At 74.9% G+C, this 18,454-nt stretch carries 3 protein-coding genes; all 3 read left to right on the plus strand.

The genetic code is table 11. The annotated features are described in order from the left end of the window. Positions 1 to 3,720, plus strand: a 3,720-nt coding sequence (locus AB0F61_RS21175; RefSeq protein WP_357812179.1) for an SDR family NAD(P)-dependent oxidoreductase, incomplete at its 5' end; no start/stop codon positions are given. A 16-nt stretch (positions 3,721 to 3,736) separates the two neighbouring features. Further along, the gene (locus AB0F61_RS21180; RefSeq protein WP_357812181.1) at positions 3,737 to 15,280 is read left to right on the plus strand and encodes an SDR family NAD(P)-dependent oxidoreductase; all 11,544 of its coding nucleotides are present in this window, start codon (positions 3,737 to 3,739) and stop codon (positions 15,278 to 15,280) included. A gap of 29 nt (positions 15,281 to 15,309) precedes the next feature. Next, positions 15,310 to 18,423 (plus strand): beta-ketoacyl synthase N-terminal-like domain-containing protein, encoded by a 3,114-nt coding sequence (locus AB0F61_RS21185; RefSeq protein ID WP_357812183.1) that lies wholly within the window; start codon positions 15,310 to 15,312, stop codon positions 18,421 to 18,423. The last annotated feature ends 31 nt before the right edge of the window (positions 18,424 to 18,454 follow it).

Here is an 18,454-nt window from a genome sequence, read left to right on the forward strand (position 1 = left end):
ACCCGCACCCGCCACTGGCTCACCGCACCACCACACACCCACACCAACCCCCACACCCTCGGCCTCAACCCCACCACCCACCCACTCCTCGCCACCACGACGCGGCTGCCACACCAGGAGGCGACCCTCTACGCCTCGACAATCAGCGCTCAGACACAGCCCTGGATCCGCGACCACGCCCTGCGCGGCACCGCGCTGCTGCCCGCCACCGCATACCTCGACATAGCCCTCCACGCCGGGCTGGCCGCCGGGTTCCCGCAGTTGTCCGAACTGACCCTGCAGGCCCCGCTGCTCCTGGCCGAGCCGGTTCGGCTGCACGCCGTGCTCGACAGTGACGGCCCGGACCGGCGCACCCTCACGGTGTACAGCCAGCCAGCCAACGATCCGGCCGCGCCGTGGACCACCCACGCCACCGCCACCCTGACCGCCGACCAGCCCGAGCCCGCCCCACCCACCGCGGCCTGGCCACCGGCCGGAGCCGAGCCGCTCGACGTGGACTACGACCTGCTGGACGGACTCGGCCTGAACTACGGGCCCGCCTTCCGCGGCCTGCGCGCCGCCTGGCAGCAGGGGGAGGACCTGTACGCCGAGGTCGCCCTCCCCGCCGAGCAGCACGCCGACGCGGCCCGGTTCATGCTGCACCCGGCGCTGCTCGACGCCGCGCTGCACCCGCTGGCCGCCGCCAGCGACGAGGTTCGCCTGCCATTCGCGTTCGGCGGCGTCACCCTGCACGCCACCGGGGCCACCGTGCTCCGCGTGCACCTGCGGCGGACCGGCGAGACCGTGGCGATCCACGCGACAGACCCGGCCGGCCAGCCGGTGCTGACAGTGGAGTCACTGGCCGCGCGAGTGGCGGCGATCCACGACCTGAGCGCCCACCGGGTGCCGGAATCGCTGTACGAACTCGACTGGGTGCCCGCCGCGCCGCAGGAGGCCCCGACCGGGCGGTGGGCGCTGCTCGGTACGGACGTCGGCCTGTCCGCCGCGCTCGCCGACACCGCAGTGGAACTCGTCGGACCGGACGACGCCGACGTCAGGTTCTACCAGTGCCCGGCGGCACCCGACAACGGGCCGCAGGCGGTGCTCGACGTGCTCGCCGAGGTGCTGTCGGTGCTCCAGGAGACGCTGCGTGGCACCGGCCGGCTGGTGGTGCTGACCCGCGGGGCGGTCGCTGCCGGACCCGCCGAGTCCCCCACCGACCTGGCGCACAGCGCGGTGTGGGGTCTGGTGCGCTCGGCGCAGTCCGAGAACCCGGACCGGTTCGTCCTGGTCGACACCGACGCGCTGCCGGCCTCGTACGCCCAGGTGCCGCAACTCGCCGGCGGCGCGGAACCGCAGCTCGCCGTCCGCGACGGGGTCGCGACGGCCGCCCGGATCGTCCGCGTCACCGGCGCCGGGCCGCTTGAGCTTCCGTCCGGGCCTGGATCCTGGGCGCTGCGGCTCACCGGCCGAGGCGGCGTCGACGACCTGGCCCTGGAGCCGAATGACAACGCCGACGTTCCGCTCACCGCCGGCCAGGTGCGGATCGCCGTCCGGGCGGCCGGGCTCAATTTCCGGGACGTCCTGCTCGCGCTCGGCATGGTGCCGGACGATGCGCGACCGGCCGGCGGCGAAGCCGCCGGTGTGGTCCTGGAGGTCGCTCCGGACGTCACCACGGTGGCGCCCGGCGACCGGGTGATGGGCCTGCTCTCCGGCGGTGTGGGGCCGGTGTCGGTGACCGACGCCCGGCTGCTGACCCGGGCACCCGCCGGATGGTCGTTCGCCGAGGCGGCCGGCCTGCCGGTGGTCTTCATGACCGCGTTCTACGGCCTGGTCGACCTGGCCGGCCTGAAGGCCGGCGAACGGATCCTGGTGCACGCCGCAACCGGTGGCGTCGGCATGGCCGCGGTGCAGTTGGCCCGGAGCATGGGCGCCGAGGTGTACGCCACGGCCAGCCCACCGAAGTGGCCGGTGCTGCGCGCCCAGGGCTTCGACGACGCGCACATCGCCTCGTCACGTGACCTGGGTTTCGCGAGCGAACTGGCCGGCCGGCTGGACGACGCGCGGATCGACGTGGTGCTCAACTCGCTGGCCCGCGAGTACGTCGACGCCTCTCTCGACCTGCTCGGCCCCGGCGGCCGCTTCCTGGAGATGGGAAAGACCGACATCCGGGACCCGGGTGAGGTCGCCGCGCAACGGCCGGGCGTCGGCTACCAGGTCTTCGACCTGCTCGACGCCGGGCCCGACCGGATCCAGGAGATGCTCGTCGAGTTGCGCGAACGGTGCGACGCGGGCGAACTGCGGCCGCTGCCGGTGACCGCGTTCGACGTGCGACGCGCCCCGGAGGCGATCCGCTACCTCAGCCAGGCACGGCACGTCGGCAAGGTGGTGCTCACCGTGCCGACGCCACTCGACCCGGCGGGCACGGTCCTGGTGACCGGCGCCAACGGCATGCTTGGCGGTCGGCTGGCCCGCCATCTCGCGGCCGAGCACGGTGTCCGCCACCTGCTGCTGGTCAGCAGGCGGGGGGCCGAGGCGCAGGGCACCGAAGAACTGCGCGCCGACCTCGCCGAACTGGGCGCCGAAGCCACCTTCGCGGCCTGTGACACCGCCGACCGGGAGGCGCTGGCGGCGGTGCTGGCCGCCGTGCCGGCCGCCCACCCGCTGACCGCGGTGGTGCACAACGCCGGCGTGCTCGACGACGCCATGGTGCCCGCGCTTACCGACGAGAAGCTGGCCGCCGTGCTGCGGCCCAAGGCAGACGCCTCCTGGCACCTGCACGAGCTCACCGCCGGCCAGGACCTGGCCTGGTTCGTGCTCGCCTCCTCGGCGGCCGGCACGTTCGGGACCCCGGGCCAGGGCAACTACGCGGCGGCCAACGCGTACCTGGACGGCCTGGCCCGGATGCGCCGCCGCCACGGGCTCCCGGCCACCAGCCTGGGCTGGGGGCTGTGGGCCGAGGCGAGTGGCATGACCGGACACCTGGACGACGCCGACCGGGAGCGGCTGCGCCGCGGTGGGACACGGCCGCTGACCGCCGACGAGGGCCTGGCCCTCTTCGACGCGGCGGTGGCGTTGGGCCGCCCGGCGGTGGTGCCGATCCACCTGATCCTGCCGTCGTCGACGGAGCCCGACGGTGACCGTCCGGTGCCGCCGTTGCTGCGGGCACTCACCGGCGCCGCTCCCCGCCGGGCCGCCGGCGAGACGACGGCCGGAGGAGCCTCGACGCTGCGGTCCCGGTTGGGCGGGCTCGACCCGAACGGCCAGCGCACGTTCCTGCTCGACCTGGTGCGGATGCACGTGGCCACCGTCCTCGGCCACGCCGAACCCGATCGGGTGGCACCCGACCGGGCGTTCCGCGATCTGGGCTTCGACTCCCTCACCGCGGTCGAGCTGCGCAACCGGCTGGCCGCGGCCACCGGGCTCACCCTGCCGGCCACGCTCGTCTTCGACCACCCCACCGCCGTCGAGCTGGCGGACCGGCTGCGCGGCGTGCTGCTGCCCGACCTGCCCGACCCGGCCTCGCTGGTGCTGTCCGGACTGGACGAGATCGACGCCGCGCTGACCGGCCTGAACTGGGACGACCAGGCCCGCACCAAGGTCGGGCCGCGGCTGCGCGCCCTGCTGTGGAAGTGGGGCAACGCCGGTGACGAGCCGGGCGACACGGAGACCGGCGGTCCGGAGCCGGTAAGCGACGACGAACTGTTCGACGTACTCGACAACGAACTCGGCACGGTCTGAAGGGTTGGGAACGTCCATGGCCACCGATCAGGAAGACAAGCTCCGCGACTATCTGAAGCGGGCGACCACGGATCTGCGGAAGGCGAACGGGCGGCTGCGTGAACTCAGCGCGCGCGACCACGAGCCGATCGCGGTGATCGGGATGGGATGCCGCTTCCCGGGCGGGGTGAACACTCCCGAGGAGTTGTGGCGACTGCTCGACGACGGGCGCGACGCGATCACCGGCTTCCCGGACCGGCCCGGCTGGGACGAGGACGCGCTCTTCGACCCGGACCCGGACCACCTGGGCACCACCTACGTGACCCGAGGCGGCTTCCTGCACGACGCCGACCGGTTCGACCCCGACCTGTTCGGCATCAACCCGCGCGAGGCCACCGCGATCGACCCACAGCAGCGGATCCTGCTCGAGACCGGCTGGGAAGCCCTCGAATCAGCCGGCTTCGACCCGACCGGGCTGCGCGGCAGCGACACCGGTGTCTTCCTCGGCGTCATCGCCACCGGGTACGCGCCGCCGCCCGAGTCGGTCCCCGCCGACCTGGAGGGGTACCTGCTCACCGGCAACACCACAAGCGTGGCGTCCGGCCGGTTGGCGTACACGTTCGGGCTGGAGGGGCCGGCCGTCACCATCGACACCGCCTGCTCGTCGTCGTTGGTCGCCGTACACCTGGCAAGTCAGGCTCTGCGGCGTCGCGAGTGCGGCCTGGCGCTGGCCGGCGGTGCCACGGTGATGGGCAACCCGGCCCTGTTCATCGAGTTCAGCCGGCAGCGCGGGCTGGCGCCCGACGGCCGGTGCAAGTCGTTCGCCGACGGCGCCGACGGCACCGGCTTCGCCGAGGGCTGCGGAGTGCTCGTCCTCGAACGGCTCTCCGACGCGGTGCGACTCGGCCATCCGGTCCTCGCGGTGATCCGCGGTTCCGCGGTCAACCAGGACGGCGCCAGCAACGGCTTGACCGCGCCGAGCGGGCCAGCCCAGGAACGGGTGATCGGGCAGGCACTGGCCGACGCGAACCTGGCGCCGGTGGACGTCGCTGCCGTCGAGGCGCACGGGACCGGTACGGCACTGGGCGATCCGATCGAAGCGGCGGCGGTGCTCGCCGCGTACGGGCGCAACCGGCGGGAGCCACTGCGCCTCGGCTCGATCAAGTCGAACATCGGCCACACCCAGGCGGCCGCCGGCGTCGCCGGGATCATGAAGATGGTGCTGGCGCTGCGGAACCACTCGCTGCCGCGCACCCTGCACGCCGACCTGCCCACCTCCCACGTGGACTGGTCGGACCGCTCGGTCGAGCTGCTCACCGAACCAGCCGACTGGCTCCCCGGCGACCAGCCACGGCGCGCCGGTGTGTCGTCCTTCGGAATCAGCGGCACCAACGCGCACGTCATCGTCGAGGAGGCCCCGGCGGTCGACGCCGAACCGACCACGTACCCGGGCGGGCCGGTGGCCTGGGCATTCTCCGGTCACGGTGCGTCCGCCCTCCGCGACCAGGCCCGCCGACTCGCGACGGTGAGCGCCGCGCCGGCCGACGTGGCCTGGTCACTTGCCACGTCCCGGGCGGTGCTGCCGCACCGGGGCGTGGTGGTCGGCGAGACCACCGAGGAGCTGGCCGAGGCCCTCGGCGCGGTGGCCGACGGCACGTCGACGCCGGCGGTGACCGGGCCGGTGGCGTTCCTGTTCTCCGGGCAGGGCAGCCAGCGCGCCGGCATGGGGTTGGAGTTGGCCGAGGCGTACCCGGTGTTCCGCGCGGCGCTCGACGAGGTGTGCGCGGCCTTCGCGCCACACCTGACCCGGCCGCTGCGCGAGGTGCTCGACGAGCCGGACCTGCTGGACCGCACCGGCTGGACGCAGCCGGCGCTGTTCGCGGTCGAGGTGGCGCTGCACCGGCTCCTGCTGTCCTGGGGCGTGCGGCCGGACCTGCTGATCGGCCACTCGATCGGCGAGATCGCCGCGGCGCAGGTGGCCGGGGTGCTGTCCCTGGACGACGCGGCGGCGCTTGTCGCGGCCCGCGGCAAGCTGATGGAGGCGCTGCCGACCGGTGGCGCGATGGCGGCGCTACAGGTGACCGAGGCGGAGGTGCGCGGCGACGACCGGGTCGACATCGCGGCCGTGAACGCGCCCCGGGCCGTCGTGGTCTCCGGCGCGGCCAGGGCCGTGACCGAGGTGGCCGCCCACTGGGCCGCGCAGGGCCGCAAGACCCGGCTGCTCCGGGTCAGTCACGCGTTCCACTCGCGACTGATGGAGCCCATGCTTGCGGAGTTCCGCCGGGTGGCCGAGTCGCTCAACTACCAGCCACCGACGATCCCGGTGATCGCCAACCTGTCCGGCACGCTGGCCGCCGGTGACGACCTGGTCACCGCCGACTACTGGGTCAGGCATGTGCGCGAGGCGGTCCGGTTCGCCGACGGGATCGCCACCGCCGACGCGCGGGGCATCGCCCACTACGTGGAGGTCGGCCCGGACGCCGTCCTCGCCCCGATGGCGGCCGAGTGCCTGCCGGCCGGCAGCGCGTCGATCACCGCCACGCAGCGGCGTGGCCGGCCGGAGCCGCGCGGGCTGCTCACCGGCCTCGGCCGGGCCTTCGAGGCGGGGGTACCTGTCGACTGGTCAGCGGTGCTGGCCGGATGCGGTGGACGGCGGGTCGGGCTGCCCACGTACCCGTTCCAGCACGGGTCGTACTGGCTGCGGCCCGAGCGGGCGGGCGACATGGCCGCGGCGGGGCTGCGGTCGGCCGGTCACCCGATCCTCGGTGCCATGGTCCAGCTCGCCGACGCGGGTGGGCACCTGCTCAGCGGATCGTTGTCCCGGCGTACCCACCCGTGGCTGGCCGACCACGTCGTGCTTGACGCGGTGCTGCTGCCCGGCACCGCATTCGTCGAGCTGGCGCTGCTGGCCGCCCGCCAGGCCGGCTACGGCCGGGTCGACGACCTCACGCTGCACGCGCCACTGACGCTCCCCGAACGCGACGCCGTTGCCGTGCAGGTCGCCGTCGGCGCACCGGACGACGAGGGTCACGGGGTCGTGTCGGTGCACTCCCGTCCCGCCGCCGAGGACGGCGCCTGGACCTGCCACGCCACCGGCCGGTTGTCCCGGGCCGGGGATCCGGACGAGGTCCCCCGGTGGACGACCGACAACGCGGAGCCGCTGGCCGTCGACGATGCCTACGACCGGCTGGCCCGCCTCGGCTACCGGTACGGTCCGACCTTCCGCGGGTTGCGCGCGGCCTGGAGCGACGGCCCGGACCTGCTCGCCGAGGTGCACCTGCCGGAGGCCGAGCACGCCGACGCCGGACGGTTCGGCATCCACCCGGCGCTGCTCGACGCCTGCCTGCACGCGCTGATCGCCGCGGCCGGCGAGGACGAGCCCGCCCGGTTGCCGTTCGCCTGGTCCGGGGTGACCCTGCACGCCTCCGCCGCCACCGCGCTGCGGGTCCGGCTCCGCCGCGACGGCGACGCGGTCGGGCTGATCGCTGTCGACGAGGACGGCGCGCCGGTGGTCACCGTGGAACGCCTCGAACTCCGCGCCGTCTCGGCGGACCAGTTGCGGGCCGCCAGCGAGGAGTACGCGGTGGCCTGGACGGCCGTGGCCGCACCGGAGCCGGAGGCGACGCCGGACGACCAGACGATCACCGTGCCGTACGGGGACCGGGACGCGCTGCGCACCGTGCTTGCCGCGATCCGCGCCGGACTGGCCGGCGACGGGCGGCTCGTCGTGCGTACCGAGCTGGCCATGCCCGCGGCGCCCGCGGCGGGTGGCGACGACCCGAACGGGGCTGCCGTCTGGGGTCTGGTCCGGACGGTGCAGAGTGAGCACCCGGGCCGGGTGGTGCTGATCGACGTGGACCGTTCGCCGGCCTCGGAGGCCGCCGTCCCGGCCGCACTCGCCACCGGCGAACCGCAGTTGGCGGTGCGCGAGGGCCGGGTGTTGGCGCCCCGGCTCGAACGGGCCGCCGCCGCGCCCGAGCTGCCCACCGCCGACCGTCCGTGGCGGCTGGACGTGTCCGGGCGGGGCAGCCTCGACGAGCTGATGGTCGTCGACCGGGTCGCCGGCCCGCCGGGGCCGGGCGAGGTGAGCATCCGGGTTCGCGCCGCCGGCCTGAACTTCCGCGACGTGCTGATCGGGCTCGGTATGTACCCGGGCGACGCCGACCTGGGCAGTGAGGCGAGCGGGGTCGTCGAGGCGGTCGGCGCGGGCGTGTCGGCGCTGGCACCCGGTGACCGGGTCGCCGGACTGTTCGCGGGCGCGCTCGCCGAGGTCGCGGTCACCGACGCCCGCCTGGTCACCCGCATCCCGGACGAGTGGTCGTACGCCACCGCGGCGGGAGTGCCGATCGTGTTCCTCACCGCCTACTACGCGCTCACCGACCTCGGCCACCTGCGCGCCGGGGAAAGGCTGCTCGTGCACTCGGCGGCCGGTGGCGTCGGCATGGCCGCCGTGCAGCTCGCCCGACACCTGGGGGCCGAGGTGTTCGGCACCGCGAGCCCGGCCAAGTGGACGGCGGTCGGGCTGGACGACGAACACGTCGCCTCGTCCCGGACCCTGGACTTCGCCACCGCCTTCCTGGCCGCCACCGACGGCGAGGGCGTCGACGTGGTGCTCGACTCGCTGGCCCAGGAGTTCGTCGACGCGTCGCTGGCCCTGCTGCCTCGCGGCGGACGTTTCCTGGAGATGGGTAAGACCGACATCCGCGACCCGCAGCGCGTGGCCGCTGACCACCCGGGCGTCGCGTACCGCGCGTTCGACCTCATGGAGGCCGGCCCGGACCGGATCCGCGAGATGCTCGGCGAGCTGATGGCGCTGTTCACGCGGGGTGTGCTCCGACCGCTGCCCACCACCGTGTGGGACATCCGGCAGGCCGCCGAGGCGCTGCGGTACCTGAGCCAGGCACGGCAGATCGGCAAGGTGGTGGTGACAGTGCCCCGGCCGTTGGACCCGGCCGGGACCGTCCTGATCACCGGCGGGACCGGTGCCCTCGGCGCGCTGCTGGCCCGGCACCTGGTCGAGCGGCACGGCGTACGTCGCCTGCTGCTGGCCGGCCGGCGCGGCGAGCAGACACCGGGTGCCGCCGAACTGGTCGGCGAACTGGCCGCGGCCGGCGCCGAGGCGGTGGTGGCCGCGTGCGACGTGTCCGACCGGGACGCCGTCGCGCGGCTGCTCGCCTCGGTGCCGGCCGACCGGCCGCTGACCGCTGTCGTCCACGCCGCCGGCCGCACCGACGACGGCCTGGTGGAGGCGCTCACCCCGGACCGGCTGGCCGGGGTGCTGGCACCCAAGGCGGACGGCGCACGTCACCTGCACGAACTCACCGCCGGAACGGACCTCGCGGCGTTCGTGCTCTTCTCCTCGGTGTCCGGCACGCTCGGCAATCCGGGGCAGGCCGGCTACGCGGCCGCCAACGCGTACCTCGAAGGGTTGGCTGGTCAGCGGCGGCGGCTCGGGCTGCCGGCGGTGGCCATGGTGTGGGGGTTGTGGGAGGACCCCAGCGGGTTGACCGACCGGCTTGGCGAGGCCGACCGTGCTCGGATCGCCCGCGGTGGGCTTCGGCCGATGACCGCCGCGCAGGGGCTGGCCATGTTCGATCGGGCCCTGGCCGGCGGCCGGGCCGCGCCCGTGCTGGCCCGGCTCGACGCGGCGGCCCTGCGCGAGCGGGCCGCGTCCGGCGAGGTGCCGGCGATCCTGCGCGGCCTGGTCCGGCCGTCGACCCGGCGCGCCCGGTCCGGCGCCGCCGCGGCGGGAGGCTCGGCGCTGGCCGCCCGGCTCGCCGGGCGGACCTCGGCGGAACGAACCGAGCTGCTGATCACGGTGGTCCGCGAGCAGGTCGCCGCGGTCCTCGGCCATGCCGGTGGCGACCGGATCGACCCGGCGGCGGCGTTCACCGACCTCGGCTTCGACTCGCTCACCGGCGTCGAACTGCGCAACCGGCTCGACGCGGCGACGGGGCTCAGGCTGCCCGCCACGCTCGTCTTCGACTACCCGACCGCGGCGGCGTTGGCTGGGTATCTGGCGACCGCCCTCGAGCCGGCGGCCGCGCAGGCCGCCGCGTCCACCGGGCGGGTACGCGGGTCCGCGGTCGCCGACGAGCCGATCGCCATCGTGGCGGCCGGCTGCCGGTACCCGGGTGGGGTTCGCTCGCCCGAGGATCTGTGGCGACTGGTGTCCACCGGCGCCGACGCCATCGGCCCGTTCCCGGACAATCGTGGCTGGGACACCGAGCGGCTCTACGACCCGGACCCGGAGCACGCCGGGACCAGCTACACCCGCGCCGGCGGCTTCATCGAGGACGCGGACGCGTTCGACGCCGGGTTCTTCGGCATCAACCCGCGCGAGGCGCTGGCCACCGACCCGCAGCAGCGGCTGCTGCTGGAGCTGACCTGGGAGGTCCTCGAACGGGCCGGCATCGACCCGGGCACCCTGCGTGGCAGCGCCACCGGCGTCTACGCCGGCGTGATCGCGTCGGACTACGGCAGCCACCTCGGCCGTGTTCCGGAGGACCTGGAGGGCTACCTCTCCACCGGCACCACCACGAGCGTGGCGTCCGGTCGGGTCGCCTATCAGTTCGGCTTCGAGGGGCCGGCCATGACCATCGACACGGCGTGCTCGTCGTCGCTCGTCGCGATCCACCTGGCCGGCGCGGCGCTCCGCCGCGGCGAGTGTGACCTGGCGCTGGCCGGCGGAGCCACGGTGCTCGCCTCGCCACGGTCCTTCGTGGAGTTCAGCCGCCAGCGGGCGTTGTCCCCGGACGGTCGGTGCAAGGCGTTCGCGGCCGACGCGGACGGCACGGGCTGGGGCGAGGGTGCCGGACTGATCCTGTTGGAGCGGTTGTCCGACGCCCGCCGCAACGGCCACCCGGTGCTCGCGGTGCTGCGCGGGTCGGCGATCAACTCGGACGGCGCCAGCAACGGTTTGACCGCACCGAACGGCCCGTCGCAACAGCGGGTGATCCGGCAGGCCCTGGCCGACGCCGGGCTGAGTGCCGCCGACGTCGACGCCGTCGAGGCGCACGGCACCGGCACCGCGCTCGGCGACCCGATCGAGGCGCAGGCGCTGCTCGCCACGTACGGCGCGGAGAGGTCCGTGGAGCGGCCGCTGTGGCTCGGCTCGATCAAGTCGAACATCGGACACACTCTCGCCGCGGCCGGTGTGGCCGGCGTGATCAAGCTGGCCATGGCGATGCGGCACGGGCAACTGCCGCCGACCCTGCACGCCGCCGAGCCGTCGCCGCACGTGGACTGGTCCGACGGCACGGTGCGGCTGCTCACGCAGGCACAGCCCTGGGCGGCCGGTGAGCATCCGCGCCGGGCGGCGGTGTCCTCGTTCGGCATCAGCGGCACCAACGCCCACCTCGTCCTCGAGGAGGCACCCGCACCCAGCGAGACGCCGGACCCGGACCCCGCACCGGCGACGGCGTGGTTGCTCTCCGGGCGCACCGAGGGCGGTCTGCGCACGCAGGCCGGCCTCCTCCGGGCGTACGCGGAGGGACGGCCTGATCTTCCGGCCGCAGCCATCGCCACCGTCCTCGCCCGGGGCCGGGCCGCCCTGCCGCTGCGCGCCGCAGTGGTCGGCGCCGACCGGGCCGACCTGCTCGCCGGACTGGCCGCGGTGGCCCGCGGCGAGCCGGCCGCCACGACGGTGCAGGGCACAGCCACCGAGCGCGGCAAGGTCGTGCTGGTCTTTCCCGGCCAGGGCAGCCAGTGGGCCGCCATGGCCGCGGGCCTGCTGGACACCGCCCCGGTGTTCGCGGCGGCGATCGCCGACTGCGACGCCGCGCTCAGCCGGCACGTCGACTGGTCGCTGCGTGACGTACTGCGCGGCGAGCCCGACGCGCCCACCCTGGACCGGGTCGACGTGGTCCAGCCGGTGCTGTTCGCGATGATGGTCTCGCTCGCCGCGCTCTGGCGTTCGCTGGGCGTGCGTCCGGACGCGGTGGTCGGCCACTCCCAGGGTGAGATCGCCGCGGCGTACGTGGCCGGCGTGCTGACCCTGGACGAGGCCTGCCGGATCGTTGCGCTGCGCAGCCGGGCGATCGTGGCGCTGGCCGGGCGCGGCGGCATGGTCTCGGTGCCGCGGCCGGCCGCCGAGGTCGATGAGCTGCTGGCCCGCTGGCCGGGCCGGATCTCGCTGGCGGCGGTGAACGGACCGAACGCCACTGTGGTGGCGGGCGACCCGGCTGCCCTCGACGAGCTGATGGCCGCCTGCGAGCAGGAGGGCATCCGGGCCCGTCGGGTGCAGGTGGACTACGCCTCACACTCGGCGCACGTCGAGGAACTGCGCGCCGAGATCCTCACGACGCTGGACGGGCTGGACCCCCGCCCGGCCGAGGTGCCCTGCTACTCGACAGTCACTGGCGCACCGCTCGACACCGCCGAGATGAACGCCGACTACTGGTACCGCAACCTGCGGCAGCCGGTGCGCTTCGCCGACGCGGTGGCCGCGCTGCACGCCGACGGCTACCGCACCTTCATCGAGTGCAGCGCCCACCCGGTACTCACCGGGGCCGTCCAGGACACCGTCGAGGCCCTCGACGCCGGCGGGGCGCCCAGCGCGGTGCTGGGTACGCTGCGCCGCGACCGCGGCGGCTGGGATCAGGTGTTGCTGGCCGCCGCCACCGCGCACGCGCAGGGGTTGCGGATCGACTGGGCCACGGTGCTGCCCGGTCCGGTTGACCCGACCGGCCTGCCCACCTATCCGTTCCAGCGGCAGCGCTACTGGCTCACCGGCGCCGCCGAGGTCGGCGACGTCTCGGCGGCCGGGCTCACCGCGACCGAGCACCCGTTCCTGGGCGCGGAGGTGCGGCTGGCCGGCGAGCGGGGCAGCGTCTTCACCGGACGGCTCGCCCTGGCCGATCATCCCTGGCTGGCCGATCACGTGGTGGCCGGCACCACAGTGCTGCCCGGCACCGCCCTTGTCGACCTGGCGCTGTGGGTGGGCGCGCGGGTCGGTCGCCCGGCGGTGAGCGAGCTGACCCTGCACGCGCCGCTGGTGCTGCCGGATGCCGGTGCCGCCCAGGTGCAGGTGGTGGTGGACGCCGCCGCCGGCGGTCCGGCTCCGCTGACGGTCTGGTCCCGGCCGGAGGCCGACCCGGACGGTGAGTGGACGCGGCACGCCATCGGTGTGCTGGTCGACGAGCCGACCGAGTCGTTGCCGACGCCGGCCGGAAGTTGGCCGCCACCGGACGCCCAGCCGGTCGACGTGCCCGGCCGGTACGACGCCTTCGAGGCGGCGGGCCTGGACTACGGGCCGACGTTCCGCGGGCTGCGTGGGGTGTGGCGCCGCGGCGACGAGGTCTTCGCCGAGGTGTCGCTGCCGGAGGAGGCGCAGGCGGACGCGTCCCGTTTCGGCCTGCACCCGGCGTTGCTGGACGCGGCCCTGCACGCGGCCGGCGACCTGAGCACCGGCGACGCGGCGCAGGGCGGCGCGCGGCTGCCGTTCGCGTGGAGCGGCGTACGACTGATCAGGACAGCCGCCACCACGCTGCGGGTGCGGCTCACCGCGGCCGGCCCGGACACGGTGACGCTGACCGCCGCGGACGAAGCGGGCCGGCCGGTGGCCGTGGTCGAGGCGCTCGCGGTCCGGCCGGTCGGGCCGGAGATGCTCGCCGGGCTGCGCGCCGGTCACCTGCGGCGCGCGCTGCACGCTGTGGAGTGGGCGCCGGTCTATCCCGACGCCACGGATGTCACTGACACCCCGATGGCCGGGTACGCGGTGCTCGGCCCGGACGTGCTCGGCCTCGCCGACGAGTTGGGCCGGCACGGGCCGGTCACCGTGCACGGCTCCCCGGCCGAGTTGGCCGAGGCGGTCACCGCCGGGGCTCCGACGCCCGACGTGCTGGTGCTGCCGTGTCCGCCGGCGGCCGGGCCGGCCGACCTGCCCGCCGAGGTCGGCCACCGGTTGGCGGAGACGCTTGCCGTCCTGCAGGAGTGGCTCGCCGATGACCGGTACGCCGGCGCGCGCGTGCTGGTGGTGACGAGTGGCGCGGTCTCCGTGCCCGCCGGCTCGGGCGTCACCGACCTGCTGAACGCCCCGGTCTGGGGCCTGGTCCGGGCCATTCAGACCGAGCACCCGGGCCGGATCGGCCTTGTCGACGTGAGCGGACCGGGTGGCCTCAGCCGGGCCCTGACCGTCGCTCTCGGCGGCGACGAGCCGCAGCTCGCCGTCCGCGACCAGGTGTTGTACGCGGCCCGGCTGGCGACCCTACCGCCGGCCGCCGACTCGGCGCCGGAGCTGGGTTCGGACGGCACCGTGCTGATCACCGGTGGCACCGGGTGGATCGGCAGCCTGCTGGCCCGGCACCTGGTGCGCCGGCAGGGCGTACGCCGGCTGTTGCTGTTGAGCCGGTCCGGTCCGGACGCCCCGGGCGCCGCCGAGCTGGTGGCCGAACTCGAGGCTGCCGGCGCGACGGCCGACGTGGTCGCCTGCGACACCGCGGACCGGCAGGCTCTCGCCGCGGCGCTGGACACGGTGCCTGAAGAGCACCCGATCACCGCGGTCCTGCACACCGCCGGGGTGCTCGACGACGCCACCCTCGGCACCCTCACCCCGCAGCGGTTGGCCCGGGTGCTGCGGCCCAAGGTGGACGCGGCCTGGCATCTGCACCAGCTCACCGCCGACCGGCCGCTGCGGGCCTTCGTGCTGTTCTCCTCGTTCGCCGGCACGCTCGGTAACGCCGGCCAGGCCAACTATGCGGCGGCAAACGCGTTCCTGGACGCGCTCGCCGAGCACCGCCGGCTGCACGGATTGCCGGCCACCGCGATGGCCTGGGGCCTGTGGGAGCAGGACAGCGGCATGGCCGCCCAGTTGGGCACCGGCCGGGTGACCCGGATGGCCCGCAGCGGCCTGATCGCCATCCCGGCCGAGCAGGGCATGGAGCTGTTCGACGCGGCCCGGGCCCTCGACCTGCCGGTCGTGGCGCCCGCCCTGATCGACGCGGTCGCGCTGCGCGGCCACGCCGAGTCCGGACTGCTGCCGGCGCTGCTGCGCGGCCTGGTCCGGACGCCGCGACGCCGGGACGCCGAACCGGCCGGCGGTTCGCTGCTCGCCGACCTGTCCGGGCGGCCCGAGGCCGAGCAGCGGACGGTGCTGCTGCAGCTCATCACCTCAACGGTCGCGGCAGTGCTCGGTCACGGCCCCGACTACCGCGTCGACCCCGCGCAGGCGTTCAAGGACCTGGGGTTCGACTCGCTCACCGCGGTCGAGCTGCGAAACCGGCTCACCGCGGCCACCGGCATGCGACTGGCGCCGACCCTGGTCTTCGACTACCCCACCCCGGCCGCGCTCGCCGAGCACGTCCGCGAGGCGCTCGTGCCGGACGCGCCCGACGCGTCCTCACCGGTGCTCGCCGAGCTCGACCGGCTGCGTACCACGCTCGGCACCGTTCCGGCCGGTGCGGACCTCGAGACCCGGCTGGTCATCACCCGGAAGTTGCAGGCGGTGCTGGCCGACTGGCAGGAGGCGGGCGGGCCGGCGGTGGACGCCGCCGAGGACGTGGTGGCCGAGCACCTGCGGTCGGCCGACGCCACCGAGATCTTCGACTTCATCGACAAGGAGCTGGGCCGCTCGCTCGGCTGAGCCCGCGACCCGGACGGAGAGGGATACCGATGACGGCTGACGACAAGACGATGGAATATCTCCGGTGGACCACCGCGGAGCTACGCAAGACCCGCCAGCGCCTGGCGGAGCTCGAGGCGGCGCTGCCGGAGCCGATCGCCATCGTTTCGATGAGCTGCCGCTATCCGGGCAGCGTGGACAGCCCGGAGCGGCTGTGGGACCTGCTCGTCGCCGGCGGCGACGCTACCGGCGAGTTCCCGACCGACCGCGGCTGGCGGGTGGACGACCTCTACGACCCGGACCCGGACCGCAGCGGCCACTCGTACACCCGGCGCGGGGGCTTCCTGCACGACGCGGCCGAGTTCGATCCGGCGTTCTTCGGCATGAGCCCACGGGAGGCGACGGCCACCGACCCGCAGCAGCGGATCCTGCTCGAACTCGCCTGGGAGGCACTGGAGCGGGCCGGCATCGACCCGGTGTCGGTGCGCGGTAGCCGCACCGGAGTGTTCGCCGGAGTGATGTACGGCGACTACGGCGCGCGGCTGCCCGAGGCACCCAAGGAGTACGAGGCGTTCCTGCGCAACGGCAGCGCGGGCAGCGTCGCCACCGGCCGGGTGGCGTACACCCTCGGGCTCGAGGGGCAGGCGGTCACCGTCGACACGGCGTGCTCGTCGTCCCTGGTGGCGCTGCACCTGGCGGCCCAGGCGCTTCGCCGCGGGGAGTGCACCCTCGCACTGGCCGGCGGGGTCACCGTGATGGCCACCCCGGGTCTGTTCGTGGAGTTCAGCCGTCAGCGTGGCCTGGCGCCGGACGGCCGCTGCAAGTCCTTCTCGGACGCGGCCGACGGCGCCGGGTTCAGTGAGGGTGCCGGCCTGCTCCTGCTCGAAAAGCTGTCGGATGCCCGCCGCAACGGGCATCCGGTGCTCGCGGTCATCCGCGGCAGCGCGGTCAACCAGGACGGTGCCAGCAACGGGCTGACCGCGCCGAACGGACCGTCCCAACAGCGGGTGATCCGCCAGGCCCTGGCCGACGCCGGGCTGACCGCCGCCGACGTCGACGCCGTCGAGGCACACGGCACCGGCACCACCCTGGGCGACCCGATCGAGGCGCAGGCGCTGATCGCCACCTACGGCGCGGAGCGGTCCACGGAGCGGCCGCTGCGGCTCGGCTCGATCAAGTCGAACATCGGGCACACCCAGGCCGCCGCCGGCGTGGCCGGCGTGATCAAGGTGGTGCTCGCGCTGCAGCACGAGCTGCTGCCGCGCACACTGCACGCCGACGCACCGAGCACCCACGTGGACTGGAGCGCCGGCACGGTGGCGCTGCTCGACGAGCCGGCGCCGTGGCCGGGCGGCGATGCCCCGCGCCGCGCCGCGGTGTCCTCGTTCGGCATCAGCGGCACCAACGCCCACCTCATCATCGAACAGGCCCCCGACGCGGGCGGCGCCGAACCGACTGTCGACGCCCCCGAACCGGCCGTCGTGCCCTGGACGGTCTCGGCCCGTACCGCGGCGGCGCTGCGTGACCAGGCCGCTCGGCTGCACGCCCACCTCAGCGAGCGGCCGGAACTCAGCCTCGCCGCCGCCGGGCGGGCACTTGCCACCACCCGCACCCGATTCGACCACCGCGCCGCGGTCGTCGCCGCCAGCCGCGCCGACCTGCTTGGCGGTCTGGCCGCACTGGCCGCCGGTGAGCGGGCCACGAACGTGGTGAGCGGCTTCGCCGGCACCCCGCCACGTACCGCTTTCCTGTTCACCGGGCAGGGCAGCCAGCGCCCCGGCATGGGACGGCAACTCGCGGCCGAGTTCCCGGTGTTCGCCGCCGCCCTGGACGAGGTCTGCACGCACCTCGACCCGCACCTGCCGCGGCCGTTGCGCGAGGTGATGTTCGCCGACTCCGACAGCGCCCTGCTGGACCGCACCCAGTACACCCAGGCCGCGCTGTTCGCCCTGGAGACGGCGCTGTTCCGGCTGCTCGACCACCTCGGTCTGCGCCCGGACCTGGTCGCCGGCCATTCGATCGGCGAAATCGCGGCCGCGCACGCCGCCGGAGTCTTCACCCTCGCCGACGCGTGCCGGCTCGTCGCTGCGCGCGGCCGACTGATGGAGTCCGCCCGTGAGGGCGGCGCCATGGTCGCCGTGCAGGCAAGCGAGGAGGAGCTGCTCGCCTCGATCGACACTCCGGAGACGGTCGCCGTGGCCGTGCTGAACTCGCCCACCTCGGCGGTGCTCGCCGGAGACGAGGCGGACGTGCTGCGGATCGCCGAGGGGTGGCGTGGCCGCGGCCGCAAGACCCACAAGCTGCGGGTGAGCCACGCCTTCCACTCGCCGCACATGGATGCCGTGCTGGCCGAGTTCGAGGCGGTGGCCCGCGAGCTGAGCTACGCGCCGCCGCAGATCACCGTCGTGTCCACGGTCACCGGGCAGGTGGCTCGCGAGGAGCTGGCGACCGCGGGCTACTGGGTACGGCAGATCCGGCAGACCGTGCGCTTCGCCGACGCCGTCACCTGCCTGCACGGCCAGGGCGCGAACATCTACCTGGAGCTGGGCCCGGAGCCGACGCTTACGCAACTGGTGCCCGACTGCCTGCCGGGCAGCACCCCGGTCCTGGCGCCGGTCCTGCGCGGCCGGCGGCCCGAGCCGCTCACCTTCGGCCTCGCGGTGGCCCACGCGCACGTGCACGGCGCCCCGGTGGACTGGGCGGCGTTCCTGCCCGGCTCGGTCGAGATGCCGATACCGCTGCCGACGTACGCCTTCCGACGCCGCCGCTACTGGCTCGACGCGCCCGGCGTCCCCCCGGCGGGTTGGCTCGACGAGCTCCCGGTCGCGGTGCCCGACGACCCGGAGGAGACCGGGTCGAATGGGCATCGCCTGACGTCGGTCCCGGCCGGCGACCGGGAGCCGTACCTCTTCGACCTGGTCCGCCGGCACGCCGCTGGCGTGCTCGGCCACACCACCACCGACGAGGTCGACGACGACGCGGAGTTCATGGCCCTGGGCTTCTCCTCGTTCACCGCGTTGGAGTTGCGCAACCTGCTCTGCGCGGAGACCGGGCTGGCCCTCCCGCCGGTCGCCATCTACGAGCACCCCACCGTGGCCTCGCTGGTCCGCTATCTCGACGCGCAGCTCGCCGCCGCCGAGTTGGTCGTCCAGGAGGCGGCATGACCACGCCGACCGTCCTTCCGGTCGCCGCGGC

Origin of the sequence: Micromonospora sp. NPDC023888, assembly GCF_040639415.1 — a bacterium.
Classification (GTDB): Bacteria; Actinomycetota; Actinomycetes; order Mycobacteriales; family Micromonosporaceae; genus Micromonospora.

Bases quoted from the DNA above. Each gene is read 5' to 3' on its own strand.
- AB0F61_RS21180 (WP_357812181.1), top strand. From the start codon at position 3,737: ATGGCCACCGATCAGGAAGACAAGCTCCGCGACTATCTGAAGCGGGCG.
- AB0F61_RS21185 (WP_357812183.1), top strand. From the start codon at position 15,310: ATGACGGCTGACGACAAGACGATGGAATATCTCCGGTGGACCACCGCG.